This is a genomic window from Mesorhizobium onobrychidis (assembly GCF_024707545.1).
In the GTDB taxonomy this organism is placed as follows: domain Bacteria; phylum Pseudomonadota; class Alphaproteobacteria; order Rhizobiales; family Rhizobiaceae; genus Mesorhizobium; species Mesorhizobium onobrychidis.
In genome coordinates this window covers 2,749,119-2,771,755 of record NZ_CP062229.1, presented here as the reverse complement: position 1 = coordinate 2,771,755, position 22,637 = coordinate 2,749,119, and the positions used below count along the sequence as shown (strand labels likewise).

General features: G+C 61.9%; 24 protein-coding genes. 18 read left to right on the top strand and 6 right to left on the bottom strand.

Features of this window, described 5'->3' with window-relative positions; all coding sequences use genetic code 11:
- Nucleotides 1-18: 18 nt before the first annotated feature.
- The 5 genes from IHQ72_RS13790 to IHQ72_RS13770 all read left to right on the top strand — a co-directional run bounded on the left by IHQ72_RS13790 (nucleotide 19) and on the right by IHQ72_RS13770 (nucleotide 4,542).
- Complete coding sequence (locus IHQ72_RS13790) at nucleotides 19-1,023, top strand: ABC transporter substrate-binding protein (protein ID WP_258122926.1); 1,005 nt, start codon at nucleotides 19-21, stop codon at nucleotides 1,021-1,023.
- The gene (locus IHQ72_RS13785; RefSeq protein WP_258122925.1) at nucleotides 1,020-1,847 is read left to right on the top strand and encodes an ABC transporter permease; all 828 of its coding nucleotides are present in this window, start codon (nucleotides 1,020-1,022) and stop codon (nucleotides 1,845-1,847) included. The genes IHQ72_RS13790 and IHQ72_RS13785 overlap by 4 nt, the downstream gene beginning before the upstream one ends.
- Nucleotides 1,816-2,556: an ABC transporter ATP-binding protein gene (locus IHQ72_RS13780; protein WP_258123828.1), complete on the top strand. Its 741-nt coding sequence runs from the start codon at nucleotides 1,816-1,818 to the stop codon at nucleotides 2,554-2,556. Before IHQ72_RS13785 ends, IHQ72_RS13780 begins: the two co-directional genes overlap by 32 nt.
- A gap of 34 nt (nucleotides 2,557-2,590) precedes the next feature.
- Nucleotides 2,591-3,562: a quinoprotein relay system zinc metallohydrolase 2 gene (locus IHQ72_RS13775; RefSeq protein WP_258122924.1), complete on the top strand. Its 972-nt coding sequence runs from the start codon at nucleotides 2,591-2,593 to the stop codon at nucleotides 3,560-3,562.
- Nucleotides 3,563-3,678: 116 nt separating this feature from the next.
- Nucleotides 3,679-4,542, top strand: coding sequence for a quinoprotein dehydrogenase-associated SoxYZ-like carrier (locus IHQ72_RS13770; RefSeq protein WP_258122923.1), 864 nt, complete (start codon nucleotides 3,679-3,681; stop codon nucleotides 4,540-4,542).
- A gap of 60 nt (nucleotides 4,543-4,602) precedes the next feature.
- Here the strand turns inward: IHQ72_RS13770 and IHQ72_RS13765 are convergent, their stop codons facing one another.
- On the bottom strand, nucleotides 4,603-4,956 hold the full coding sequence (locus IHQ72_RS13765; protein WP_258122922.1) for a hypothetical protein: 354 nt from the start codon (nucleotides 4,954-4,956) through the stop codon (nucleotides 4,603-4,605).
- Nucleotides 4,957-5,629: 673 nt separating this feature from the next.
- Between IHQ72_RS13765 and IHQ72_RS13760 the strand changes: the two genes are divergently transcribed.
- The 4 genes from IHQ72_RS13760 to IHQ72_RS13745 all read left to right on the top strand — a co-directional run bounded on the left by IHQ72_RS13760 (nucleotide 5,630) and on the right by IHQ72_RS13745 (nucleotide 9,666).
- Nucleotides 5,630-7,528: a methanol/ethanol family PQQ-dependent dehydrogenase gene (locus IHQ72_RS13760; RefSeq protein ID WP_309508856.1), complete on the top strand. Its 1,899-nt coding sequence runs from the start codon at nucleotides 5,630-5,632 to the stop codon at nucleotides 7,526-7,528.
- A 180-nt stretch (nucleotides 7,529-7,708) separates the two neighbouring features.
- Nucleotides 7,709-8,233 carry a c-type cytochrome, methanol metabolism-related gene (locus IHQ72_RS13755; RefSeq protein WP_258122921.1) on the top strand — a complete coding sequence of 175 codons (525 nt, stop codon included), beginning with the start codon at nucleotides 7,709-7,711 and terminating at the stop codon, nucleotides 8,231-8,233.
- A gap of 1 nt (nucleotide 8,234) precedes the next feature.
- Complete coding sequence (locus IHQ72_RS13750; RefSeq protein ID WP_258122920.1) at nucleotides 8,235-9,098, top strand: quinoprotein dehydrogenase-associated putative ABC transporter substrate-binding protein; 864 nt, start codon at nucleotides 8,235-8,237, stop codon at nucleotides 9,096-9,098.
- A gap of 10 nt (nucleotides 9,099-9,108) precedes the next feature.
- Nucleotides 9,109-9,666 (top strand): PQQ-dependent catabolism-associated CXXCW motif protein, encoded by a 558-nt coding sequence (locus IHQ72_RS13745; RefSeq protein WP_258122919.1) that lies wholly within the window; start codon nucleotides 9,109-9,111, stop codon nucleotides 9,664-9,666.
- 58 nt (nucleotides 9,667-9,724) lie between these two features.
- Here the strand turns inward: IHQ72_RS13745 and IHQ72_RS13740 are convergent, their stop codons facing one another.
- Nucleotides 9,725-9,862: a hypothetical protein gene (locus tag IHQ72_RS13740; protein WP_164547143.1), complete on the bottom strand. Its 138-nt coding sequence runs from the start codon at nucleotides 9,860-9,862 to the stop codon at nucleotides 9,725-9,727.
- A 220-nt stretch (nucleotides 9,863-10,082) separates the two neighbouring features.
- Between IHQ72_RS13740 and pqqB the strand changes: the two genes are divergently transcribed.
- From pqqB to pqqE, 4 genes are read left to right on the top strand one after another with little or no spacing between them, the layout of a single operon-like run.
- The gene (pqqB, locus tag IHQ72_RS13735; protein ID WP_258122918.1) at nucleotides 10,083-11,021 is read left to right on the top strand and encodes a pyrroloquinoline quinone biosynthesis protein PqqB; all 939 of its coding nucleotides are present in this window, start codon (nucleotides 10,083-10,085) and stop codon (nucleotides 11,019-11,021) included.
- Nucleotides 11,018-11,776, top strand: coding sequence for a pyrroloquinoline-quinone synthase PqqC (gene pqqC, locus IHQ72_RS13730; RefSeq protein WP_258122917.1), 759 nt, complete (start codon nucleotides 11,018-11,020; stop codon nucleotides 11,774-11,776). The genes pqqB and pqqC overlap by 4 nt, the downstream gene beginning before the upstream one ends.
- Nucleotides 11,773-12,069, top strand: coding sequence for a pyrroloquinoline quinone biosynthesis peptide chaperone PqqD (pqqD, locus tag IHQ72_RS13725; RefSeq protein ID WP_127208872.1), 297 nt, complete (start codon nucleotides 11,773-11,775; stop codon nucleotides 12,067-12,069). Before pqqC ends, pqqD begins: the two co-directional genes overlap by 4 nt.
- Complete coding sequence (gene pqqE, locus IHQ72_RS13720) at nucleotides 12,066-13,187, top strand: pyrroloquinoline quinone biosynthesis protein PqqE (RefSeq protein WP_258122916.1); 1,122 nt, start codon at nucleotides 12,066-12,068, stop codon at nucleotides 13,185-13,187. The genes pqqD and pqqE overlap by 4 nt, the downstream gene beginning before the upstream one ends.
- 9 nt (nucleotides 13,188-13,196) lie before the next feature.
- Here the strand turns inward: pqqE and folP are convergent, their stop codons facing one another.
- Nucleotides 13,197-14,030 carry a dihydropteroate synthase gene (gene folP, locus IHQ72_RS13715; RefSeq protein WP_258122915.1) on the bottom strand — a complete coding sequence of 278 codons (834 nt, stop codon included), beginning with the start codon at nucleotides 14,028-14,030 and terminating at the stop codon, nucleotides 13,197-13,199.
- A 106-nt stretch (nucleotides 14,031-14,136) separates the two neighbouring features.
- Between folP and IHQ72_RS13710 the strand changes: the two genes are divergently transcribed.
- Entirely contained in the window at nucleotides 14,137-14,613 is a 477-nt protein-coding gene (locus tag IHQ72_RS13710; protein ID WP_258122914.1) for an SRPBCC family protein, read from the top strand.
- A 24-nt stretch (nucleotides 14,614-14,637) separates the two neighbouring features.
- Nucleotides 14,638-15,054, top strand: coding sequence for a GFA family protein (locus IHQ72_RS13705; RefSeq protein WP_258122913.1), 417 nt, complete (start codon nucleotides 14,638-14,640; stop codon nucleotides 15,052-15,054).
- A 145-nt stretch (nucleotides 15,055-15,199) separates the two neighbouring features.
- Here the strand turns inward: IHQ72_RS13705 and IHQ72_RS13700 are convergent, their stop codons facing one another.
- Entirely contained in the window at nucleotides 15,200-15,919 is a 720-nt protein-coding gene (locus IHQ72_RS13700; protein ID WP_258122912.1) for a DUF899 domain-containing protein, read from the bottom strand.
- Nucleotides 15,920-16,133: 214 nt separating this feature from the next.
- Here IHQ72_RS13700 and IHQ72_RS13695 point away from each other — a divergent pair, with 214 nt between their 5' ends.
- Entirely contained in the window at nucleotides 16,134-16,718 is a 585-nt protein-coding gene (locus tag IHQ72_RS13695; RefSeq protein ID WP_258123826.1) for a GNAT family N-acetyltransferase, read from the top strand.
- A 122-nt stretch (nucleotides 16,719-16,840) separates the two neighbouring features.
- Here IHQ72_RS13695 and IHQ72_RS13690 read toward each other — a convergent pair whose 3' ends face one another.
- Complete coding sequence (locus tag IHQ72_RS13690) at nucleotides 16,841-17,779, bottom strand: carbon-nitrogen hydrolase family protein (RefSeq protein WP_258122911.1); 939 nt, start codon at nucleotides 17,777-17,779, stop codon at nucleotides 16,841-16,843.
- A gap of 496 nt (nucleotides 17,780-18,275) precedes the next feature.
- On the opposite strand from IHQ72_RS13690, the gene IHQ72_RS13685 reads away from it, so the two are divergent.
- Nucleotides 18,276-21,362 (top strand): ATP-binding protein, encoded by a 3,087-nt coding sequence (locus IHQ72_RS13685; RefSeq protein ID WP_258122910.1) that lies wholly within the window; start codon nucleotides 18,276-18,278, stop codon nucleotides 21,360-21,362.
- 25 nt (nucleotides 21,363-21,387) lie between these two features.
- A complete protein-coding gene (locus IHQ72_RS13680) occupies nucleotides 21,388-21,642 on the top strand; it encodes a nickel-binding protein (protein ID WP_258122909.1) in 255 nt (84 codons plus the stop codon).
- Nucleotides 21,643-21,795: 153 nt separating this feature from the next.
- Here IHQ72_RS13680 and IHQ72_RS13675 read toward each other — a convergent pair whose 3' ends face one another.
- The gene (locus tag IHQ72_RS13675) at nucleotides 21,796-22,578 is read right to left on the bottom strand and encodes a glycoside hydrolase family protein (protein WP_258122908.1); all 783 of its coding nucleotides are present in this window, start codon (nucleotides 22,576-22,578) and stop codon (nucleotides 21,796-21,798) included.
- Nucleotides 22,579-22,637: the final 59 nt, after the last annotated feature.

Sequence of the window (22,637 nt, the reverse complement as noted above, 5' to 3'; positions counted from 1 at the left end):
GCCCCGGGAGGAGACATCATGATGATTTCGCGTCGAGGAACGCTCCGGCTGGCAGCTTTTGGAACAGCCACGGCTCTTGTCCCAAGGCCGTCCTTCGCCACGGCCCCCTCCTTCGCCACGGCCAGGGTTCGCATTGGCGTGCTGAAGTTCGGCACCGTGAGCTGGGCGCTTGACACGCTGAAGCAGCACAAGTTCGACACAGCCAACGGCATCGATCTGGAGATCATCGATTTCGCCGGCGAGGATGCAACCAACGTCGCCATGCTGGCCGGCGCGATCGACATCATCGTCTCCGACTGGCTGTGGGTCTCGCGCCAGCGTTCGGAAGGCGTCGACCTCACATTGGTCCCCTATTCGACCGCCGTCGGGGCGATCATGGTGAAGGAGGCGGCGCCGATCCGGACGATCATCGATCTCAAGGGAAAAAAGATCGGCGTCGCCGGCGGGCCTCTCGATAAAAGCTGGCTGCTGATCCAGGCGCTGGCCAGACGCGATCACGGCCTCGACCTGCCGGCAACCAGCGACATCGTCTTTGGTGCGCCGCCGCTGATTTCGGAAAAGGCGATGCAAGGCGAACTCGATGCGGTGCTCAATTTCTGGCATTTTTGCGCCCGCCTCGAGGTCAACGGCTTTCGTCGGCTGATCGGCGCCGATGATGCGGCGAAAGCGCTCGGGGCCTCGGGCGCCGTGTCGGCGCTCGGCTATGTCTTTCATGACAAATGGGCGAACGAAAATCCGGCCGCCGTCCGGGGTTTCATCAAGGCTTCGGCGCAGTCCAAGGACTTGCTGGCCAGATCCGACGACGAGTGGCTGCGCCTTGCGCCGATTATCCGCGCGCAAGGTAAGGAATTGGCCAAACTGCGTGACCGCTATCGCGAGGGCATTCCCAGACGCCCCGTCGCCGAGGATGCGGCCGACGCGGGCAGGCTCTACCGCGTGCTGGCCGAGATCGGCGGCGACAAGCTGGTCGGCCGCGCGCCCGAGATGGCGCCCGGCACGTTCTGGCAGGAACTGCCGAAATGACCGCACCTGACACCGGCGATCGCCCGCCTGGCGCTGCAGCCGACATCTCCAGCCAATCCGGCCTTGCAGCGGCGCTGACACCCGTGCTGACGGTGGCGGTCTCTCTGCTCGGGCTTTGCCTGCTGTGGGGCTTTGCGGCAAATGCATGGCCGAGCCGTGCCTTTCCTGGGCCGGGACAGGTCTGCCAGGTGCTGCTCGCAGAGGCGGCAAACGGCGACCTTTTCTACCATCTCGGCGCGACACTCGGCCGGGTTGCCGCGGCATATGTCGTCGCGATGGTTGTTGGCTCGGTCATCGGCGTTCTCCTCGGCAGCTACCGCAGCGTAGACCGGTTCTTCAGTCCCTGGCTGATCCTATTTCTCAACATTCCCGCGCTGGTCGTCATCGTGCTCGCCTACATCTGGTTCGGCCTCAACGAAGCGGCGGCGATTGGCGCGGTTGCCGTCAACAAGATCCCGAATGTCGTGGTGACGATGCGCGAAGGCGCCAGGGCGCTTGATCCGAGTTACGCCGAAATGGCCGCCGTCTACCGCTTCGGGCTCCTCGATCGCATTCGCCACGTCCTGCTGCCGCAATTGCAGCCCTATCTTGCCGCCGCCTCACGATCCGGCATCGCCCTTATCTGGAAGATCGTCCTTGTGGTCGAACTGCTCGGCCGCTCCAATGGTGTCGGCTTCCAGATCTATCTTTATTTCCAGCTCTTCGACGTCGCCGCCATTCTTGCCTATACGCTGGCTTTCGTAGCGGTGATGCTTGTCATCGAACTTCTTCTGGTGCAGCCCATTGAACGACATGCAACCCGTTGGCGCCGTCGTCCCGCTTAGGGTCGACATCGCCGAAAAGACCTTCAGGTCCGCGCAAGGCATCTCGATCACGGCGCTCCAGGACCTTTCCTTCGAGGTCCGGCAGGGCGAATTCGCCTGCTTGCTGGGGCCGTCCGGCTGCGGCAAGACCACGACGCTGCGCATCCTGCTTGGATTGGACAAGGACTTTTCCGGCTCGTTCCAACTGCCTGAAGGCGGCTCCAACCGGATCGCCGCCGTGTTCCAGGAGCCGATCTTGCTGCCGTGGCGGACGGTGGAGCAGAATGTCAGGCTGGCGCTGCCGAAAAGCCTGAGAACGAAGAATCTCGACGGGCTATTCGACACGCTCGGCCTCGCCGGCATGCGCTCGCTTTATCCGGCGGAGCTTTCGCTCGGCCTTGCTCGCAGGGCAGCACTTGCCAGGGCCTTCGCCACCGAACCGGCGGTGCTTTTCCTGGACGAACCCTTCGCCTCGCTCGACGAACGGACCGCCGAGCGGCTTCGGCACTTGCTTTTGACCGTGTGGTCGGCGCGGCCTACGACCGCCCTGATGGTAACGCACAATGTCCGCGAGGCGCTGATGCTGTCGGATCGCATCATCGTTCTCGCGCAGCGGCCAGCCCATGTGCTCGGCATGTTCGACGTCAGGCTGCCGCGGCACTATCGCAATCCACAGATGATGAGCGACCTTTTGCGGTCGTTCCACCAAAAATTTCCGGGCGTGGCCTGATCGCCTTACGGCTCGAATTCATATCGGGGAAGCCATGCCGATCGATAGGACAAGACGCAAGCTTGTGAACGCCTTCGCCTGCACCGCGGTCAGCGCCGCGATGCTGCCCTGTTGCCTCGGGCGGGCCGCTCTCGCCGCTGCCAGCGGCCTTGAATTCAAGCTCAGGAAAATCGCCGACGGCGTCTTCGCCTTCCAGGGCGTCGATGAATTGATGAGCGCCGCCAACCAGGGCGCGATTTCGAACCTGGGCGTCGTCGTCGGGACCGACGCCGTTGCCGTCATCGACAGCGGCGGCAGCCTGATCGAGGCGAACGCCCTCATCGCCGCGATCGGCAAAATAAGCGCCAAGCCGGTTCGCTACCTGATCAACACCCATATGCACCCCGACCACATCTTCGGCAATGCGGCGTTCCAGGAGATCGGCGCCACCATTGTCGGCCATCGCAATCTGCCGCGCGCGCTCGAGGCACGCGGCGCGTTCTACCTGCAAAGCTTTCGCGAACAGATCGGCGACGCGCTGATGGGAGGGATCGAGATCATGCCGCCGACGATTCTGGTCGATGATCGCCTGCAACTCGACCTCGGTGGACGCGTGCTCGAATTGCAGGCATGGAAGGCGGCTCACACCGACAACGACCTGACCGTCTTCGACAGCGCGACCCGCACGCTGTTTGCCGGCGATCTCGTTTTCATAGGTTCCTTGCCGACGCTCGACGGGTCGCTGCTTGGCTGGCTCCGCCAGATGAATGCGCTGGCCGCGATCGGCGCCGCGCGCGTCGTGCCGGGTCATGGCGCGGTGCCGGCCGACTGGCCGGAGGCGCTGACGGCGGAGCGGCGCTATTTCGAGGTTCTGGCGCGCGACATTCGCAAGGCGATCGCCGACGGGGTGCCGCTCAGCGAGGCAGTCAGGACCGCCGGCCGAGGCGAACGGGGCAAATGGCATCTGTTCGACGACTACAATGAGCGCAATGCCACGGCCGCCTTTGCCGAACTCGAATGGGAATAGATCAAACCGACAAGCGTTGGACGCTATCAGGTGCATCGATTTGCCAAACGCATCGTGAAAGGCGTATCCTGGACATCGCCTGGGCACCACCTCTCTGATATTGGTGGAGGCATCGAATGCAAGATCACGCTTATCGGAGCCGGCAGCTCGTCTTGCCGCTCGCAGCCATCTTTGTCGCGATCATACTGGCTGTCGGCACGCTCTTTGGCTCCTCCGGAGCCGCCAACGCCCAGCAAACAACCGCGTCTTCGGACAGGATCTGGCAGAATTTGAAAGGCGACGTGTTCGGCGATCGCGCAATTCTGGTCGATACCGGCGTCGTCAGGGTCGAGGCGCCGAAGCGGGCGCAGGATGCCGCCATCGTGCCCGTCGACATCTATATCGACCCGGCCAAGGTGCCCGACGGCATCAAATCCGTCACCTTGATCATCGACGTCAATCCGGCACCGGTGGCGGCGACGTTCCAGATCGGCAAGGACGCCGGCGTGACACATCTGTCGACGCGCGTCCGCGTCAACGACTATTCCTATTTGCGTGCCATCGCAGAGACGCAGGGCGGCGAACTCCACATGGCTCAGACCTTCGTCAAGGCGTCAGGCGGATGCTCTGCCCCGGCGGTCAAGAACCAGGACGAGGCGATAGCGACGATGGGGCAGATGAAGCTGCGCCAGTTCCCGCCGCAAGAGACGATGACAAAGGCGCAGGAATTGCAGCTGATGATCCGGCACCCGAACAATTCGGGCCTGCAGCGGAACCCGCTGACCCAGTATTTCATCCCCGCGCATTTCGTTCAGAAACTGTCGATCTCGCAGGCAGACCGGCCGATCCTCTCGATGGAAGGTGGAATATCGATTTCGGAAGACCCCAATTTCCGGTTCGATTTCACCGCGCACGGCACTGGCGACATCCAGGTCGAAGCGATCGATACGGACGGCAAGGTCTTTCGCAATCAATGGCCATTGGAGGCTACGGGACTCTGAAGCCTCCAAACCGCATACGGCGGTTGTCTCCCGCCGTCGGCGCTCTTAGCAGGGCACGCTCTAAAAGCAGCGCACGTCGGCTTCCGCCTGCGCGCGCTTCAGTTCCGTGCTTGCGGCTTTTGCCGGCGCGCTTTCGCGAAACAGTCCCGAACGCTCCCCTGTCGTCAGGGACATGCTCTTGAAGGTCTCGGCCCTTTCATAATCCTCGAACGGAAGGATCGAGGCGATGACGTCGATCGAGCAGGAACAGTTCTCCAGCGCCTGACGTGTCTGGCCATTCGTCTGCATGCAGCCGAGCACATAGTCGACAATCGTCGCCGTCGGATAATCTCCAGCGGCGCCGGCCGGATTTGCGAAGGCCAGGGCCGATGTAAGCAACAGCGGCAAGCTCGAAAAGCCGACATATCTGAGCATGGGGAACCCTCCGATTGGCCCGGACGTGATAGTTCGAGCCCGACGGATCGAGACAGATCACCACACCAGTTGGCCTCTTGCCGCCACGCCAGTCAAGTTCTCATGCAGGCCATATAGTACCAAAGGAGCAGGGCCGTACCGGCCGGCAAAAGGCCTCCCCGACAGCACGAATATCCGCTCCGAATCCTGGTGCTGACCTTCATTTCATGTCTCCTTCACTATCGGCACCCGGAGCGACGCGTGCATACTTAAACCCATACGCTCCAAGGAATATTCCCAAATAGAAATCAATACATTTTGCCATAAAAATACGCAAAATTTGGCAACTTATATAAATCTCGCTTCATTCACAGTCGATCAATAGCTTTCTATCTGAGTGTTTTCATATCTATTTCTCTATATTGCAGTGCAACATAGACGGAAGTGATTTTTCTTGCCTTCCGCCTGGGGATGACATAGCTTCATCCTGTTTCCGGCTTCAAGGGCGTCACCGTCATTAGGGAGCGGCGACAGTCTTTCGTAGGCCAAGTGGGATGGGCAGTAACGGTGCCCTCTGCTCATTCGGCTTAGGTCGTGACACGCTGCCGGAAATACTTCCCCCACATGAATCGCTTGGGCAAGCCCTCGTGGGCTCAACGGACGATTCGTCATTGTGAACCCTGGGAGGACTTTGATGCGTGTACTTGCGAAAACTGCCTACCTACTAACGACCGCGGCGCTCATGTCGTTCGGCGCGGTCCACATGACGTCGGCCAATGAAGAACTGATGAAAATGGCCGAAAATCCCAAGGACTGGGTGATGCAGACGGGTGACTACGCCAACACCCGCTTTTCCAAACTTAACCAGATCACCAAGGACAATGTGAAGAACCTGCAGGTCAAGTGGAGCTTCTCCACTGGCGTGCTGCGCGGCCATGAAGGCGGGCCGCTGATCATCGGCGACGTGATGTATGTCCACGCGCCGTTCCCGAACACCGTTTACGCTCTCGATCTCAACAATGACGGAAAGATCCTCTGGAAATACGAGCCCAAGCAAGACCCCAATGTCATTGGGATCATGTGCTGCGACACGGTCAATCGTGGCGTCGCCTATGGTGACGGCAAGATCATTCTAAACCAGGCCGACACCACCGTCGTGGCGCTCGATGCCAAGACCGGCAAGGTCGTCTGGTCAGTCAAGAACGGCGACCAGACCGACGGCGGAAAGGGCGAATCCGGTACGTCAGCGCCCGTAGTCGTCAAGGACAAGGTGCTCGTCGGCGTCTCCGGCGCTGAATACGGCGTTCGCGGCTGGCTGGCCGCCTACAATCTGAAAGACGGCAAGCTCGCCTGGAAAGCCTATTCGGAAGGTCCGGACGCAGACACCCTGATCGATCCCGAAAAGACCACCCATCTCGGCAAACCTGTCGGAAAGGATTCCGGCACGAACACCTGGGAAGGCGAACAGTGGAAGACAGGCGGCGGCACGACATGGGGATGGTATTCCTATGATCCCAAGCTGAACCTGGTTTACTATGGTACCGGCAATCCCTCGACGTGGAACCCGGTCCAGCGCCCAGGCGACAATCGCTGGTCCATGACAATCATGGCTCGCGATGCGGATACTGGTGTTGCCAAATGGCTCTACCAGATGACCCCGCATGACGAGTGGGATTTTGACGGCGTCAACGAGATGATTCTCGTCGACGGCATGGAGGTCAGCGGCGCCAAGCACGACGTACTGGTGCATTTCGACCGCAACGGCTTTGCCTACACCATGGATCGCGCCACTGGCGAACTTCTCGTCGCCAAGAAATACGATCCGGCAGTGAACTGGGCGACGGAAGTCAACATGGACCCCAACAGCGACCAGTATGGCCGCCCGCAGGTCGTAGCCAAATATTCGACCCAGCAGAACGGCGAAGACACCAACTCGACGGGCATCTGCCCGGCGGCGCTTGGAACCAAGGACCAGCAACCGGCGGCCTATTCGCCGAAGACGGGGCTGTTCTACGTGCCGACAAACCATGTCTGCATGGACTATGAGCCTTATAAGGTGAGCTACACTGCCGGCCAGCCTTATGTGGGCGCCACCGTGTCGATGTATCCTCCCCCTGGAGCCGACCACATGGGCAACTTCATTGCCTGGGATGCTGCCAAGGGCGAGATCGTCTGGTCGAAGCCCGAGAAGTTCTCGGTGTGGTCGGGCGCGCTGGCAACCGACGGCGATGTCGTCTTCTACGGCACGCTTGAGGGCTACATCAAGGCGGTCGATCATGACGGTAATGAACTCTACAAGTTCAAGACCCCGTCCGGCATCATCGGCAACATCACGGCCTACGAGCATGGCGGCAAGCAGTACATCGCCGTTCTGTCCGGCGTCGGCGGATGGGCCGGTATCGGTCTGGCAGGTGGACTGCTTTCGCCCGATAACGCCGCTGCCTGGCATGGCGCCGTCGATCAGGGCCGTGAGCAAGGCGACGAGACCGCGGTCGTTGGGACTGCTGGTCTGGGAGCGGTCGGTGGCTACGCAGCACTTGCCGACTACACGACGCTGGGCGGCCAGCTCACCGTCTTCGGTCTCCCGGACTGATACACGGGAACCTTAGGCACGCCTCGGGTCTTGTGAAAAAGACCAAGGCTTGAAAAGCGAGAGCCCGGATCACCGGGAAGCCAGGACCGGGCTCTCAATTTCGCCGCGCACCCAAAACATCGATCAATGCCGCTTCACGACTGCAAACCCGTGTCCGTGGCAAATGAAGGAAGAGTCTGAATGTCCGTTCGCATTGTAATTGCCGCTCTCGCTCTGGCTCTGCTGCCTCTGGCAAGCTCAAGTCTCGCGCAGGCCTCGGACAGCGCGGAAAAAGCCAAGGCGGTGACGGAAGAGGACGGCAAGTATTTGGATGCGGAGGGTAATCCGACCTACAAGATCGAAAAAGGAACCGTCGATTGGTATACGTTCAGCGGTTACCGCCGGTATCACTCCGATTGCCATGTTTGTCACGGACCGGACGGCACAGGTTCGAGCTATGCGCCGGCCTTGGTCAACAGCCTGAAAACCATGGATTACGCCACGTTCCTCTCGATCGTCGCCGAAGGCCGCAAGAACGTCGGCGGCGGCAAGGAGAACGTCATGCCCGCTTTTGGCGACAACAAGAACGTCTATTGCTACATGGATGATCTCTACGTCTATCTGCGTGCCCGCGCCGACGGTGCGGCGCCCCGCGGCAGGCCGCCGAAGAAATCAAACAAGCCACAGGCAGCGAAGGATGCCGAAGCATCCTGCATGGGTGGATGATATGATTGACCGTGATGCGTTGAAGCTGCGTTTTGTCCTGCCGATGCTCGGCGCACTCGCCTTGCTGCCTTCGAACGTTCAGGCGCAGGACGCCGGCCTTGGTGCCGCGGGAGAACTGGTCGACCCCGACATTCTGCGCGTCTGCGCCGATCCTTCGAACATGCCCTTCACCGACGAGAGCGGCGAAGGCTTCGAAAACAGGCTGGCCGAACTGGTTGCCGCGAAAACCGGCCGGAAGTCCGTCGCCTATACATGGTTTCCTGTTGTCGCCGGCTTCGTGCGCAACACGCTGGCGGCCAACCGATGCGACATTATCATGGGTTACGCCCAGGGCGATGAACTGGTGCAGAACACCAACGCCTACTATCGCTCCTCCTATGTGCTGGTGCACCCGAAGGGCAACGGCATGGAAGGCGTCGAGACGATCGAGGATCCGAAACTCACCGGCAAGAAGATCGGTGTCGTCGAGAGCACGCCGCCGACTGCCAACATGGCCGCCAACAAGCTCCTGCGAACGGCAAAGATCTATCCGCTGGCGGTGGATACGCGCCTCACCGCTTCCATGGGGGAGGTCATGATCAAGGACATGCTCGCCGGCAAGATCGACGCGGCTGTCATGTGGGGACCGATGGCAGGCTACTATGCGAAGGAACTCGGCGCCGATCTCACGATCGTTCCGCTGGTGAAGGAAAAAACCGGCTCGCGCATGTCTTACCGCATCACCATGGGCGTGCGTCCATCCGACCAGGAATGGAAGCGGACGCTCAACCGGGTGATCAGGGAAAACCAGGCGGAGATCAACAGGATCCTGCTGGACTACAATGTGCCGCTGATCGACGAACACGATAATCCGATCACGCAATGACGATACCGGTATGAAGGGAAAGGAGACGATTTTGCTGGTCGCTGCGGGCCTTCTGGGTCTGACCCAACCGATCTGGGCTGGCGATGTCACCGAGCCCGGCGGCTACCGGATGGACGAATATCGGGCGCCGGTGCCGCAGACGCTGCAGGGCGCAACCGTGGTGACGACGGCAGAGGCGGAGGCGCTGTGGCGGGAGAAGAAGGCGGTGTTCTTCGACGTCATGCCGAACACGCCGAAGCCGGCCAATTTGCCGGCAGGAACGATTTGGAGAGACACGATCAGAAAGGATATCCCAGGCAGCACCTGGCTGGCCAATGTCGGTTACGGCGCTATCTCCGGGGAGACCGCCAACTATTTTCGCCAAGGCCTCGCGGCCGAAGCCGGTCCCGACAAGTCGCGCGCTATTCTGTTCTATTGCATGACGAATTGCTGGATGTCCTGGAATGCCGCGAAACGGGCTGTCGAATGGGGCTACAGCGCGGTAATCTGGTATCCGCCCGGCGCCGATGGATGGGAGCGTGCAAACCTCCCGCTGGAGGAGAAGAAGCCTTACGTGATCAGCAATTGAAGCATGAGCATTGTTATTTTCGATCGTCTTGTTTTTCGAGTTTTCAGAACCTACCGTTTCATTTGTCCATTTTGAGAGCTGATGGACGAGCCATTGCAATGGTGCCCAGCAATGGTTGACTGAGAAAAGGATCGGCCCCTTCGGGCTGGTAGAAGAGGAGAAATGCCATGAAGAAGAGCTGGACGAAACCGACCATGTGCCAGGTTGCTGCGGGCTTCGAAATTTCGCGGTATCTGCCTGCTGAAATTCCTCCCAAGAAGTAGGCCGCAGAGGTGCGTGTCCCTGGCAACGGGGGCACGCACTGCCTTGCCGCGCGAGGTCTTGGTGAAAGGCTTTGGCGCGTTCAACACGGGCGCGAAGCCATTCGCGGTCGAAAACTTGCTGTTGGTTGAATGAGCCGCAGAGCGGGCATTGCAATGCGCTTGAAAATCATCGGCTCGGCGGCAGGCGGCGGCTTCCCGCAATGGAATTGCAACTATCGCCTGAGCCGCGCGGCGCGCACCGGGATGGCTGGCGTGCATTCGCGAACCCAATCAAGCATCGCCGCGTCAGTGGATGGCGCCGGCTGGGTGCTCTTCAACGCCTCGCCCGATATCCGCCAGCAGATTGCGCAAACGCCTGAATTGCAGCCCGCGCATGATGCGCCGCTGCGTTCGACGCCTATCCGTGCGGTGGTGCTGACCAATGCCGATGTCGATCATGTCGCCGGCCTGCTCAGCCTGCGTGAGCGGCAGCCCTTCGCCATCTATGCAACGACACAGGTTCTGGCGACGCTGGAGGCGAATTCGATTTTCAATGTTCTCGATCCGGCGCTCGTGCCGCGACGCACCTTGCCGCCGGCGGAAGAACTGGCGATCTGCGACGCAGACGGCCACGACACCGGCGTGACTGTCGAGAGCTTTCCCGTGCCCGGAAAGATTGCGCTCTATCTCGAGGAAAGAAGCCAACCGGATGCCAATTTCAGCTCCGAGTCCGGCGACACGGTCGGCGTCCGTATCACTGGTGCCGGCAGTCGCAGCTCGGTCTTCTATATCCCGGGCTGCGCGCGCATCGATGCGACCCTGCGCACGCGTCTAGCCGATGCCGCCTGCCTTCTGTTCGACGGCACGGTCTATACCGACAACGAGATGATTGCTGCCGGCGTCGGCCAAAAAACCGGGGCGCGCATGGGGCATCTGGCAATGTCTGGAGACACAGGTTCGATCGCCGGCCTGGCCGATGTGAGGATCGGCCGCCGTGTCTTCGTCCACATCAACAACACCAACCCTGTTCTGGACGAGAATTCCGGCGAACACGCAGCGGTGAAAGCCGCCGGCTGGGAAGTCGCCCGCGACGGGATGGAGATGGAATTTTGAGTGATTTCCACGACGCGGCCAGGAACGGCCTGTCCTCCAGCGAGCTCGAAACCGTGCTGCGTCAGGTCGGTGCCGAGCGCTATCACAACCGCCATCCTTTCCATCACAGGATGACCAGCGGTGCGCTGTCGCGGACCGAGATGCAGGCCTGGGCGCTGAACCGCTATTGCTACCAGGCTGTCATCCCGCGCAAGGATGCCATGATCCTCGCACATGCCGAGGACCCGGCGTTTCGCGCCGCCTGGCGCAAACGCATCGAGGACCATGACGGCGAGGACGGCTGGAGCGGCGGTATTGCGCGCTGGCTGCATCTGGCGACCTCGCTCGGCCTCGATCCCGATGACGTGAAGAGCGAAAGGCTGGCGCTGCCGGCGACACGTTTCGCGGTCGGCGCTTACCTCTCCTTTTGCACGAACCGGACGCTGTTCGAGGCGGTCGCATCGTCGCTGACCGAGATGTTCTCGCCGCTCATCATCGGCGAGCGGGTCCCGGCCATGCTGGCCAAATACGATTACATCACCGAGGATACGCTGGCCTATTTCAGCCGACGGCCCGAACAGGCCTCGCGCGACGCCGACTTCGCCCTCGCCTACGTGCTCGGCCATGCCGACACGGCGGAACGCCAGCAGCAGGCGATCGATGCGCTGGTGTTCAAATGCGATATACTGTGGGCCATGCTCGACGCGCTTCAACACGCTTATGCCGAGCCGGGAAACATCCCGCCCGGCGCGTTCCGTCCGGAGGCAGCCCTATGATGGCGCTGCGCGAAAGAGCTTTGGTGTCGTCACGATCGGTGCCTTCGCTGCCGAAGCACGTGCGCATACAATATGACCCCGTGCGGCAGGCGTTCGCCGTGCTTTCGCCCGAAAAGGTTTTTTGGCCGAACGATATCAGCCTCGATATATTGCGCCGCTGCGATGGACGGTCCACGGTCGGCCACATCATTGCCGACCTTGCCGCGGATTATGACGCCGAACAGGAGGCCGTGGCCGCCGACGTCGTCGCCTTCCTGCAGGAATGGTCGGACAAGCTGCTGGTGAAGCTATGAGCGAGCCCCTTCTTCCTCCGATCGGCATGCTGGCGGAACTGACGCATCGCTGCCCGCTGCAATGCCCTTATTGCTCCAATCCGCTCGAATTGCTGAAGGCCAATCGCGAACTCGATACACAGACCTGGCTCGACTTGTTCTCGCAGGCTGCCGATCTCGGCGTTCTCCAGGTGCATCTGTCCGGCGGCGAACCGACGCTGCGCCGCGACCTCGAGCAATTGATCGCCGGGCTTTCGGCGCGCGGCGTCTACACCAACCTGATCACGGCCGGCGTCGGCATTGCCGAAGGCCGCATCGAAGCGTTTGCCGAAGCCGGGCTCGACCATCTGCAGCTGAGCTTTCAAGGCGCACGTCCGGCGACCACCGACCGTATCGGCAACCACAAAGGCGGCCACGAAAAGAAGCTGGAGACGGCACGCCGCGCTTGCGCGGCGGGCCTGCCGCTTACCATCAACGCGCCGATCCATCGCCACAACATCGAGGAGGTGCCGGAATTCATCGATCTGGCACTCTCGCTGGGCGCGGAGCGGCTCGAGATCGCCAACGTGCAGTACGCCGGCTGGGCGCTGACCAATCGCGATCAACTGATGCCCGAGCGTGCTGCGGTCGACCGGCAGGCGGAGATCGTCGCGGCGGCGCGCGAACGGCTCACCGGCATCATGAACATCGATTTCGTCCCGCCGGATTACTTCGCTATCTATCCCAAGCCGTGCATGGGCGGCTGGGCGCGCGACGCGTTCATGGTGACGCCGGACGGCACCGTGCTGCCATGCCATGCCGCACAGACCATCCCGTCGCTCAGCTTTGAGCGTTTCGGACCGCGCAGCCTGGCCGAGATCTGGACGGATTCGCCGGCATTCAACGCCTTTCGCGGCACCGACTGGATGCAGCAGCCCTGTCGCAGTTGCGAACGGCGTGAGATCGACTGGGGCGGCTGCCGCTGCCAGGCGATGGCGATCGCTGGCGATGCTGCCGCCACGGACCCGGCTTGCGCGAAATCGCCGATCCATGCGCGCATGGCAATGCTGATCGACGAAGCCCAGCGTGCTGCGGCAGTTCCTTCAAAGGACGAACCATTCGTCTACCGGCGGATCGGCGTCGTCACCGAGCCCGCCTGACCCGCTCTTCTATTCCACGGTCTCGCGCTCGCGCACCGCGTCGGCGAAAGCCAGTGCATCGCGATTGACCGCGACACTGTGCACACGGAAGATCGAAGCGCCCTTCAACCGCAAGATGACGCTTGTCGCCGCTGTGCCGACGTCCCGCCCCTCGTCAGTTCCGCCGACCAGGTGACGGGCAAGACGCTTGCGTGAGGTGCCGACCAGCAATGGAAAACCGAGCGCGCGCAATTCACCGAAGCGAGCCATGAGCTCAAGGTTTTCCTCTCCGTCCTTGGCGAAGGCGAAGCCCGGGTCCAGCACGATCCGGTCGTCCGGGATTCCGGCGTCGCGCGCGATCTCCAGCGATCTGTTCAGGAACAGGAACTGGTCGGCGATCACATCCGCCAGTTTTTCGCGGCCGCGCCCGGTGTGCATGATGACGAGACCGGCGCCGGTTTCCGCCGCGACGTGGGCGATGTCGGGTTCGCGCTGCAGGCCATGCACGTCGTTGACGATATGTGCGCCCGCCGCGACCGCCAGACGCGCCGTCTCGGCCCGATAGGTGTCGACCGAAACCAGGCTGCCGCCGTCGGACGACAGCGCCTCGATCAGCGGCAGGATGCGCGCTTGTTCCTCGCGCGCCGAAACGGCGCCGGCGCCGGGCCGGGTGGACTCGCCGCCGACATCGATGATCGCCGCGCCCTCGCCGATCATGCGCCGCGCCTGCTGGAGCGCCCGCTCCGGCCGATCGAATTCTCCGCCGTCGGAAAAACTGTCCGGCGTAACGTTCAAAATCCCCATCAGCAACGATTGCGCTCCAAGATCGAGATGCCGTCCATGAGCAAGCTGCCAGCGCGTCATGCGTCAACCTTTTGTCATATCAGAAGCCATTCGCGACACGATTGTCACTCACACGGGTCCGGTTTCCCCATCTACCTATGCTCGCGAAACAACAAGGAGCGTAGCAATGACCAAGGAAACGATCAGCTTTATCTACACGACCTATATCGTCTCGACACCGGGAAAGGTGTTCGAGGCCATCACCAAACCAGACCTCGCACGGCGCTACTGGGGCCACGAGAACGTCTCCGACTGGAAGCCCGGCTCGAGCTGGGAGCATATCCGCGCCAATGATGAACGGACCGTCGAACTCGTCGGCAAGGTCGTCGAGGTCTCCCCGCCGACCCGTCTCGTCATCACCTGGGCAAACGCTTCGCAGGCGTCCGATCCGGCGAGCTACAGCCGGGTAACCTTCGAGCTCGAGGAATACGAGGCCATGGTCCGGCTGACCGTCACCCATGACGAACTCGAATCCGGCAGCGGGATGGCGAACGGCATCAAGCGCGGTTGGCCGATCGTCCTCTCCAGCCTGAAATCCTTCCTCGAAACGGGTCAGGCGATCGATGTCTTCGCCAAGCCGCGCGCGTCCGACCTAGCGGCCTGAACCCGGGAACTAGGAGCCGAGCAGATGAGCACTCTCTACACCGGCGGATGCGCGTGCGGCGCGGTCCGCTACGAGGCAAAGGCAGCCCCGATCTTCGAGAACCACTGCCAATGCCGCGATTGCCAGAAAAGAAGCGGCACCGGTCACCAATCCTATCTGACGTTTGCGTCGCGGGCAGACGTGACGATCACCGGCACGGCGACGGACTGGCGCATTGCGGGTGACAGCGGCAACGATAACATCCATTCGTTCTGCCCGGTCTGCGGAACGCCGGTCTACCTGACATTCGCCGCCATGCCGGAGCCGATCGCGGTCTATGCCGGAAGTCTCGACGATCCGGGCCGGTTCAATCCGACCGTTGTCACCTACGGTATCCGGGCTCTCCCTTGGGACAAGATGGATACCGCGCTGAAGACGTTCGAGAAGATGCCGCCAGGCTAACCGGCCGGCGGCAGGGCGGACGCGCACTATCTTCAGGAGGCGGATCTGCGCCCACGTCGGCATTACGGATCGATGGCACGGCAGGCAGAAAGGAAAATAGTGCACTGTCACCGTAATTCGCGGTTGTGCCCATGACACTCACCGCTCAGCGATTGCCGTACTCGTCATGGCGGCGCCACCACGCCTGGGGGAATTCGAGCCCGTTCTCGTTCCTTCCCCACGGAGCCAAGTCGAGGAAACGGTAGACCCCCATAAACACCTCGGTGCCACGGGCATAGGTCGAGTAGGTGTGGTAGACGGCACCGTCCTGGAGCGCGAAGACGCTCATTCCCTCCTTCTGCGGCTCGGCCCTGTCGACATGCTGATAGTTGTAGTCGGCGCCGTCTCTCTGCTGCTCTTCGGTGAAGGCGGCGCCGAAGTCGTATTTGAAATCGCTCCCGAGCGACGAAACCCACGGGAAGCGCCAGCCCATTTGCTGCTTGTAATCCTGGATCTCCTGCAACGGGGCGATCGATTCGCAAACGAGTGTAATGTCGCGGCCGTTCAAGTGGGGGATGACGCAGTCGAAGTGATCGGCGATCAACGAGCATCCGGTGCATCCTTGGCGCTCATCGGTGAGGCGGTATCCGTAGCCGAACATGAAATGATAGACGAAGAGTTGCGAGCGCCCCTGGAAAAGGTCGGCGAGCGAGGCGCTTCCCTCCTCGGTCTCCAATAGATACTCCTTATCGATCCGAACCCACGGCAGTTCCTGTCGCTGTCGCGCCAGTTCGTCGCTCTGCCGCATGAGCCGTTTCTCCGCCTCGAGCAGTGCGAGCCGCGCTCGGAGCCATTCCTCGCGTGTTCCGGTCTTGTGTTTCGTCATCGCTCCTGTCTCCTTCCTCGGGGGTTTCCTTTCCGTTTCTCGAAACAACTTGTTGCGTCAGGAGATAAACTTAACGCCGGCGGCGAAACATGGTAGCCAGATGTGGGGCGGGTTTCCGATGGACTGCCTGATCACGGACTCCTGCCCGCTTGTTGCGGCGCCCGTTGAGGGCGCGGGCGCCTCGTCGAACCACCTGCGTCACTTGGAGGGCAGCATGAAATCGCCGACAGTGAGAGTTATGGCCGCGGCCGATGAAGATCCGGCGGTCGGAACAATCGTGCTGGCGTTTGCAGAGGATCCCATGGCGCGATGGACCTGGCCGCATGCACACCAGTACCTTGCGGCCATGCCGCGACTGGTCCGCGCGTTCGGGGCCAGGGCATTCTCAAACGGAAGCGCCTTTTGCACCGATGGCTATGTCGGGACGGCGCTGTGGCTGTCGCCCGGTGTGCATCCCGACGAGGAAGGGCTTGGTGCGCTTGTCGAGAGCACGGTTGCGCCCTCTCTTGCCCCTGAAGTCGCCGCTATATTCGAGCAGATGGCCAAGTACCATCCGACCGAACCGCATTGGTACTTGCCCGTGATCGGCGTCGACCCGGCGCATCAGGGCGAAGGTCACGGCAATGCCTTGATGGCGTACGCGCTCGCGCAGTGCGATCGCGATCACGCGCCCGCCTATCTGGAATCCTCGAACCCGCGCAACATTCCGTTCTACCGGCGCCACGGCTTCGAACCGCTCGGCGCGATCCAGATCGGTTCATCGCCGACGCTCGTCCCGATGCTGCGGCGACCGCGTTGAGCCAGGTAGGGCAGACGAGCGAAGCGTCATGCGGCCCGGCTAACTGGACGGCGTCATGGGACGCGCTCCACGACATTCCGGCTCCCGGCTTCCGCCCACCGCCGGCGCGGTCGTCAGCCGGCTCAGTCGGTGAACGCGACGGGTGTAAGCGGTTTCCGGCTGATCGACAGCGAGAAAATATCCGGCCGGGAATAGTGCCCGGCGACGTCGAGCGACCGCCGGGCGCGGCCGACCGCCTCCCGATCAATTTCGGCGAACAGGATTCCCTTGTCGCGGTTCAGCGGTCCGGCCGCGATTGCGCCGCCCGGCTTCACGACGACGGCGTCGCCGTCGTTGATCCACTCTTCGGCCTTGAACAGTCGATCGCGATCGGGAAAGTCGGCCGGCAGATCGCTGCCCTGCATTGCCGTCGCGGTTCCGATGACCCAGCATCCGCCCTCGCGGGCGATGTGGCGCAATGTGGCGAGGCAGAGTTCACCATTGTCCCACGTCGGATTGACGAGAATGTCGATGTTCTGGGCGTAGAGAGCGTAGCGCGCCAGCGGCATATAGCTTTCCCAGCAGATCAGGCACCCCAGGCGGCCGACCGGCGTGTCGACAACTCGGAGGCCGCTCGCGTCGCCCGTCCCCCAGACCATGCGCTCGGGGTTGGTCGGCATCAACTTGCGATGTCGGTTTTGGAGCGTGCCATCCGGTCCAATCACGACCACGGTGTTAAACAGCGTTGTGCCCGAGAAACGACTATCGATCTCGTTCAGGCCGACGACAATCGTCACCGCACGCTGGCTGGCGGCCTGCTGCAGAGGCTCAAGATCATCTCGCTCGATATCGACGGCGTTGCTGCGCAACCTGGCGTGAAGCTCGCTTGACAACGCCATATCCGTGCCGGGCTTCAGCCGCCAGACCCACGTCGGATATCCGGGTATCCAGGCTTCAGGGAAGATCACCAGGGTGGCGCCGGCATCGGCGGCTTCGTCGATCGCCTCGACGGCTCTGGCGATGGTCGCCTCGCGATCGAGAAAGACCGGCGGCTTCTGAACGACGGCAATTTTTGCGGGCATGGCGGTTTCCTCTACTCCCGATGCATGTTCCCACTACACTTCAGCTGCAATGGCTTCTTGTGAGCACTTCTGTCGGTGTGCCGTAACACGAAGACATAGCCGCCGGCTTTCAGCGACGGCAGCAGCTTCTGCAATCGCCAATGCGATGGCGGATGCGAATAATCTCATGTTCAGTCCCCCCAGCCTCGACACCCTAGTCGGACATCCCGGTATCCATGCTTAGGGAAAGACGACCAGTGTGGCGCCACATTCGAGGCTACGATCGCTTTGTTGATGGTGGCTTCGCGGTTGGCGGCGGCGGCAGCCCGCCATTGGTCGTGGGTCGTCTCCTTGTATTGGGCAGGATCGAATGGTTTCGTCGCCGTTGTCGTTGTCATCGGCTGGCTCCTCAAGGCTTTCGCAAGACCGTGTTCACAGCTAAACTTGCGGACAATCGTGGAAGCGCCCGTGGAAACCGGCGTCGAATTATCTCGAAGGCAGAGCAGGCAGGCCAGGAATGCAACGTCCTATCCCGCTCCGGGTACGTCTGCTCGGCGAGCTCCAGCTTGTCGGCGCCGACGGGAAGGCCCTTGCTTTACCCGCCTCCCGCAAAACGCGCGCGCTTCTTGGCTATCTCATTGCCACCGGTCAGGTGCACCGGCGTGAACGGCTCTGCGATCTGTTCTGGGACGGACCGGACGATCCGCGAGCCGAGTTGCGCTGGAGCCTCAGCAAGATCCGCGCGCTGCTCGGCGACGGCAGCAGAGCTCGGCTCGTGGCGGATCGTGAGCGGGTCGGCATCGAGCTTGGCGATGCGCTGGTCGACCATGCGGTCGTGCGCTCGCTTGCCGCAAGCAGCGTCGCCGCCGCGACCACCGAGGTGCTGACCGAGACTGTGGCGCTGTTTGGAGGCGAGTTCCTCGACGGGCTCGATCTGCCGCTCTGTTACCGCTACCAGGAATGGTGCATAGCGGAGCGGGAGGCGATGAGCCAGCTCCGGTTCAGGGTTCTCGCCGCGCTTATCGCGCGACTGGAAGACGTCCCGACGGATGCCCTGCCCTATGCCTACGCATTTGTTGCGGCCGACCCGCTATCCGAAGCCGGTCATGCTGCGGTGGTCCGGATGCTTGGGAAGATGGGCCGGACCAACGACGCGCTCGCTCATTACGAGCGGGCGCATCGCATATTCGAAGCCGAGCTCGGCGCGCCGCCAGGCGAGGAACTGAAGGCGGCGAGGCAGGCGCTGCGACCGAGCCCAATCGCAGGTGCCCGAGCCGCACCTTCCGGTGCAGCCAGGGGAACCCTGGATGACGCTCCGCGGCCTGCGGGTTCCGGGCCCATGGTTGGGCGCGACGCCGAGCGCACAACCATCGATCGCCTCGTCGGGATGGCAGCCGACACCAGCCCGGATGTCATCCTCGTGACTGGGGAGCCGGGCATCGGCAAGAGCCACATGCTAGGCTATTTCAGCGAACGGATGGCCGCTGCCGGCGGGCGCGCCTTCAGCGCGCGCGCATTCGAAGCCGAGACGGCACGATCCTATGGCATCTGGATCGATCTCCTGCGCTCGGTCCAGCGGGAGCGACCGCGCCATGGATTGCCTTCGCTTCTCGGCCCGCTGCTCCCCGAGCTTGGAGGCGGCGAAGGCGGGGTCGGAGATCGCACTCAGCTGTTCGACGCCATTGTCGACGTGCTTCACGGGCTCGCCGCCGACGAGCCGTTGGGTATTGCCCTCGACGACGTCCAGTGGATCGACGACGCGTCCGCGTCGCTGCTTCACTATGTTGCTCGCCGGACCGAGGCAGCCACCGGTCTTGTCATCGCCTGCGCAGCCCGTTCTGGAGAAGTCGAAGACAATATCGCGGTGTCGCGGGTGCTGCGTTCGCTCGCCCGCGATGGCCGACTGACGGAGATCGAGCTCGATACGTTGAGCGCCGAGCACACGGCAGAGCTCGTCCGGCGGCTCGACCCGGCTCTCGACGCAGCTCAAATCATCGCCGCGAGTGATGGCAATCCGCTGTTCGCGCTTGAACTTGCCCGCGCTCACCTGCGCGGAGATCCCGGCCCCGGCCGTACCGTGAAGGCCCTGATAGAAGGACAACTGGCTGGGCTGACCGACCAGGTGCGCGAAACGCTGGTCTGGGCTGCAGCGCATGGCCGCACCTTCACGCCGGAGGATCTTGCGCGCTTGGCGCCGTTTGATGCTGCCGGGCTGCTGATGGCACTGGGGGAGCTTGAGCGGCGCGGGCTGGTGCGGCCGGCAGGCGGCGACGCCTATGACTTCACCCACGACCTCGTCCGGCAAGTCACCTACCGCAGCTTGTCCCATCCCCGGCGCAAGCTGTTGCATCGACATATCGCGCGCGCTCTTCGACCGGCGGCGGAGCGCCGCGGCGGTGACGCCGCGGCCGATCTCGTTCATCACGCCGTGCTAGCCGAGGATGACGAGATGGCCGCACGAGCTTGCATCGTCGCCGGCGAGCGGGCCCTTCGGCTCTTCGCCAATGCCGAGGCCGCCGGCTTGGCCGAGCGAGGGCTGCGGCATGTCGCGCGGCTGCCGGAAGCGCCGGAGAAGCTGGTTTCCCGGATAGCGCTGCTCAAGATCCGCGTTCTTGCCGCGACTGGTCCCGGATTGCGATCACTTCCTCCCATTGAAGAGGCGATCGCCGACGCGACCACCGCAGCGGAGGAACAAGGGCTGCAGGCTGCCGCGGCGACAGGGCACTATCTGCTTTCCATTCTCCATCAGCAGGCCGGACAAATAGAGCAGGCCGAGGCCAGCACGCTTCGTGCGGCCGAGATAGGGCGCAACGCTGACCGCAAAATCCAGGCGCATCAGCTCGCCAACACGGCTCGCTGCCTGCTTGAGCTGGAGACAGAAATTGCTCGCGCGCGCGAATTGATCGCGGAGGCAGGCGATATCGCGCAGTCCCTTGGTACAGAGTTGTGCGAACTGCATTGGGCCAGCGGGCTGTTGGAGCGATGGGACGGTCGGCAGGGTCAAGCCGCCGTGTATCTCGCTCGCTCTCTTGCCCTGGCGCGTCGAAGCGAAGACCGCTGGCGCGAGTACAAATGCCTGACCTGGCTCGCGACGCTTCATTTCGAAATGGCACGATATGCCGACATGCACGCCCGCTGTGAGGAGCTACGGTCGGTTGCCGCACGGATTGGGGAGGAGACGCCTTTCGTCGATGCCCTGCAGGCGCTTACTGCCATCATGACGGCGGATGATGCCGCCGACGAGGCGCTGGAGAGCGCCTTGGCGCGGCTTCGTGCCGCCGACGATAAGTCTTACCTGGCTTACGCCCTCAACAGCGCCGCGAGTTTCTACTGTCGCGCCGGCCGAATGGAGCAAGTCCGACTCCACGCCAGCGAGGCACTGACAGCCGCCTCCAAAATCCGCCGGCACTGCGAGATCGCCATTGCCAAGGCCCTGCTCAGCGCGGCCGCGAACAGTTCTTCGGCACCGGAAATCGACGACGATTGCCGGGCACCGATCGAGCTTGAGGATTTCAGCGCCAGGGCGCGAGCAGTTTTGCGCCATCCTGCCGGACCGGCGCGCAGCGTTCCAACGGCGGCACCCACGCCGGGCCTTCAGACTTGAACGAGCCATCGAACAGGAGAGCACCATGCCTCGCATAATCGTCGAGCGGTCTTTTGAAGCCCCGTTCACTCAGCAGCAGCTCGACGCGGTAGAGGCGCGGATGGCGCCATGCCTCGACCTCTACGATGTCCGCTGGATCCGTAGTTACTGGTCATCCGACCGGCTGCGCATGATCTGCGAATACCAAGCCGCTGATATCGCCAGCGTTCGAAACGTCCAGCACGAGGCTGAAGCCAAGTTTGAGCGGGCCTGGGCTGCCGATGTGCTGGGCGAGCCGTGAGATCCAGTCGTCAGGCTAGTGCGGGTGAAAGTTGCAAGCCGTCTTTGTGTGTCGGAACCTGGCCAGCAGGCAACCGCTCATCTCTAGTCTAGGAACGCGAGCGTAAAGCCAGAGCATCCAGAAACTAGATTACTCCTGTTTACAAGCTCATAGTCACCTACGACTTCCCGCGCCTTGTGAGGACAGGAGGTTTCCTTGCTCCGGTCCGCTTATCTCGAAATCGATTTCAACACCGCCCGCTTTCACGTCCAACTTGATCTTCGTTATTCCGTTGGGGAAGAATTTTTCGACTCCTTGCCCCGTGGAGATAAAATTCGACAATTGACTTATCTGATCCTTGAATGACTCGCTCACAATTTGTGCCGCAAGATGCAGCTTCATTGAAGCTCCTGCTGCACTTACGAACAAGTCGTGGATAGCCTCATTGCGCAAATCTTGCACATCGGGTCGATTGCTTTCGGTGGCCGCCGTCATCCAGTCCTTTTGCTCAACAGCGGCAAACAGTTTCGGCCATTTCGCCTTTGCGAATTTTGGCAAACCAAGATTGAACATCATGTCGAGGAGCGCGTCCTGAGCATCGTTTGGATAGTCATCGAGGTCGGGGAAGCGAGTCTTGAGGTCGGAAGCAGATCCCTCGAGATTTTCGCGAAGCATGGCCTTTGCGTCCGATTCCAGCAGCGTTAGTTTCGTGAACTGCTTGTAGTAGGATGCTGGCTTCCCTGCGGGTTTCGACTTGATGAGCGTCCACTCGTCTCGTTTGGCGTCTTCCTCGGCGTCGCTCCCACTGTCTTTGAGAGGAAGGGCCGCGGCTGCATCGGCGGTCGGGATCATACGCCCATAACCGATCGTTACCTTTCCGACGGTATCAAGATAGAAATGCTCGACAAATGCTTCAAAGCCGGCCGTGCGGGTAACAGCTGAGTCACGAATTTCCATTCTATTCTACCCCTTCTGTTTCCTTTTTCGGGATCGATTAAGCAACTAGCTTCGCCCAC

Excerpts from the sequence above, each read along its gene's own strand:
- IHQ72_RS13790 (WP_258122926.1), top strand. The coding sequence starts at position 19 with ATGATGATTTCGCGTCGAGGAACGCTCCGGCTGGCAGCTTTTGGAACA.
- IHQ72_RS13785 (WP_258122925.1), top strand. The coding sequence starts at position 1,020 with ATGACCGCACCTGACACCGGCGATCGCCCGCCTGGCGCTGCAGCCGAC.
- IHQ72_RS13780 (WP_258123828.1), top strand. The coding sequence starts at position 1,816 with ATGCAACCCGTTGGCGCCGTCGTCCCGCTTAGGGTCGACATCGCCGAA.
- IHQ72_RS13775 (WP_258122924.1), top strand. The coding sequence starts at position 2,591 with ATGCCGATCGATAGGACAAGACGCAAGCTTGTGAACGCCTTCGCCTGC.
- IHQ72_RS13770 (WP_258122923.1), top strand. The coding sequence starts at position 3,679 with ATGCAAGATCACGCTTATCGGAGCCGGCAGCTCGTCTTGCCGCTCGCA.
- IHQ72_RS13765 (WP_258122922.1), bottom strand. The coding sequence starts at position 4,956 with ATGCTCAGATATGTCGGCTTTTCGAGCTTGCCGCTGTTGCTTACATCG.
- IHQ72_RS13760 (WP_309508856.1), top strand. The coding sequence starts at position 5,630 with ATGCGTGTACTTGCGAAAACTGCCTACCTACTAACGACCGCGGCGCTC.
- IHQ72_RS13755 (WP_258122921.1), top strand. The coding sequence starts at position 7,709 with ATGTCCGTTCGCATTGTAATTGCCGCTCTCGCTCTGGCTCTGCTGCCT.
- IHQ72_RS13750 (WP_258122920.1), top strand. The coding sequence starts at position 8,235 with ATGATTGACCGTGATGCGTTGAAGCTGCGTTTTGTCCTGCCGATGCTC.
- IHQ72_RS13745 (WP_258122919.1), top strand. The coding sequence starts at position 9,109 with ATGAAGGGAAAGGAGACGATTTTGCTGGTCGCTGCGGGCCTTCTGGGT.
- IHQ72_RS13740 (WP_164547143.1), bottom strand. The coding sequence starts at position 9,862 with ATGGTCGGTTTCGTCCAGCTCTTCTTCATGGCATTTCTCCTCTTCTAC.
- pqqB (WP_258122918.1), top strand. The coding sequence starts at position 10,083 with ATGCGCTTGAAAATCATCGGCTCGGCGGCAGGCGGCGGCTTCCCGCAA.
- pqqD (WP_127208872.1), top strand. The coding sequence starts at position 11,773 with ATGATGGCGCTGCGCGAAAGAGCTTTGGTGTCGTCACGATCGGTGCCT.
- pqqE (WP_258122916.1), top strand. The coding sequence starts at position 12,066 with ATGAGCGAGCCCCTTCTTCCTCCGATCGGCATGCTGGCGGAACTGACG.
- folP (WP_258122915.1), bottom strand. The coding sequence starts at position 14,030 with ATGACGCGCTGGCAGCTTGCTCATGGACGGCATCTCGATCTTGGAGCG.
- IHQ72_RS13710 (WP_258122914.1), top strand. The coding sequence starts at position 14,137 with ATGACCAAGGAAACGATCAGCTTTATCTACACGACCTATATCGTCTCG.
- IHQ72_RS13705 (WP_258122913.1), top strand. The coding sequence starts at position 14,638 with ATGAGCACTCTCTACACCGGCGGATGCGCGTGCGGCGCGGTCCGCTAC.
- IHQ72_RS13700 (WP_258122912.1), bottom strand. The coding sequence starts at position 15,919 with ATGACGAAACACAAGACCGGAACACGCGAGGAATGGCTCCGAGCGCGG.
- IHQ72_RS13695 (WP_258123826.1), top strand. The coding sequence starts at position 16,134 with ATGAAATCGCCGACAGTGAGAGTTATGGCCGCGGCCGATGAAGATCCG.
- IHQ72_RS13690 (WP_258122911.1), bottom strand. The coding sequence starts at position 17,779 with ATGCCCGCAAAAATTGCCGTCGTTCAGAAGCCGCCGGTCTTTCTCGAT.
- IHQ72_RS13685 (WP_258122910.1), top strand. The coding sequence starts at position 18,276 with ATGCAACGTCCTATCCCGCTCCGGGTACGTCTGCTCGGCGAGCTCCAG.
- IHQ72_RS13680 (WP_258122909.1), top strand. The coding sequence starts at position 21,388 with ATGCCTCGCATAATCGTCGAGCGGTCTTTTGAAGCCCCGTTCACTCAG.
- IHQ72_RS13675 (WP_258122908.1), bottom strand. The coding sequence starts at position 22,578 with ATGGAAATTCGTGACTCAGCTGTTACCCGCACGGCCGGCTTTGAAGCA.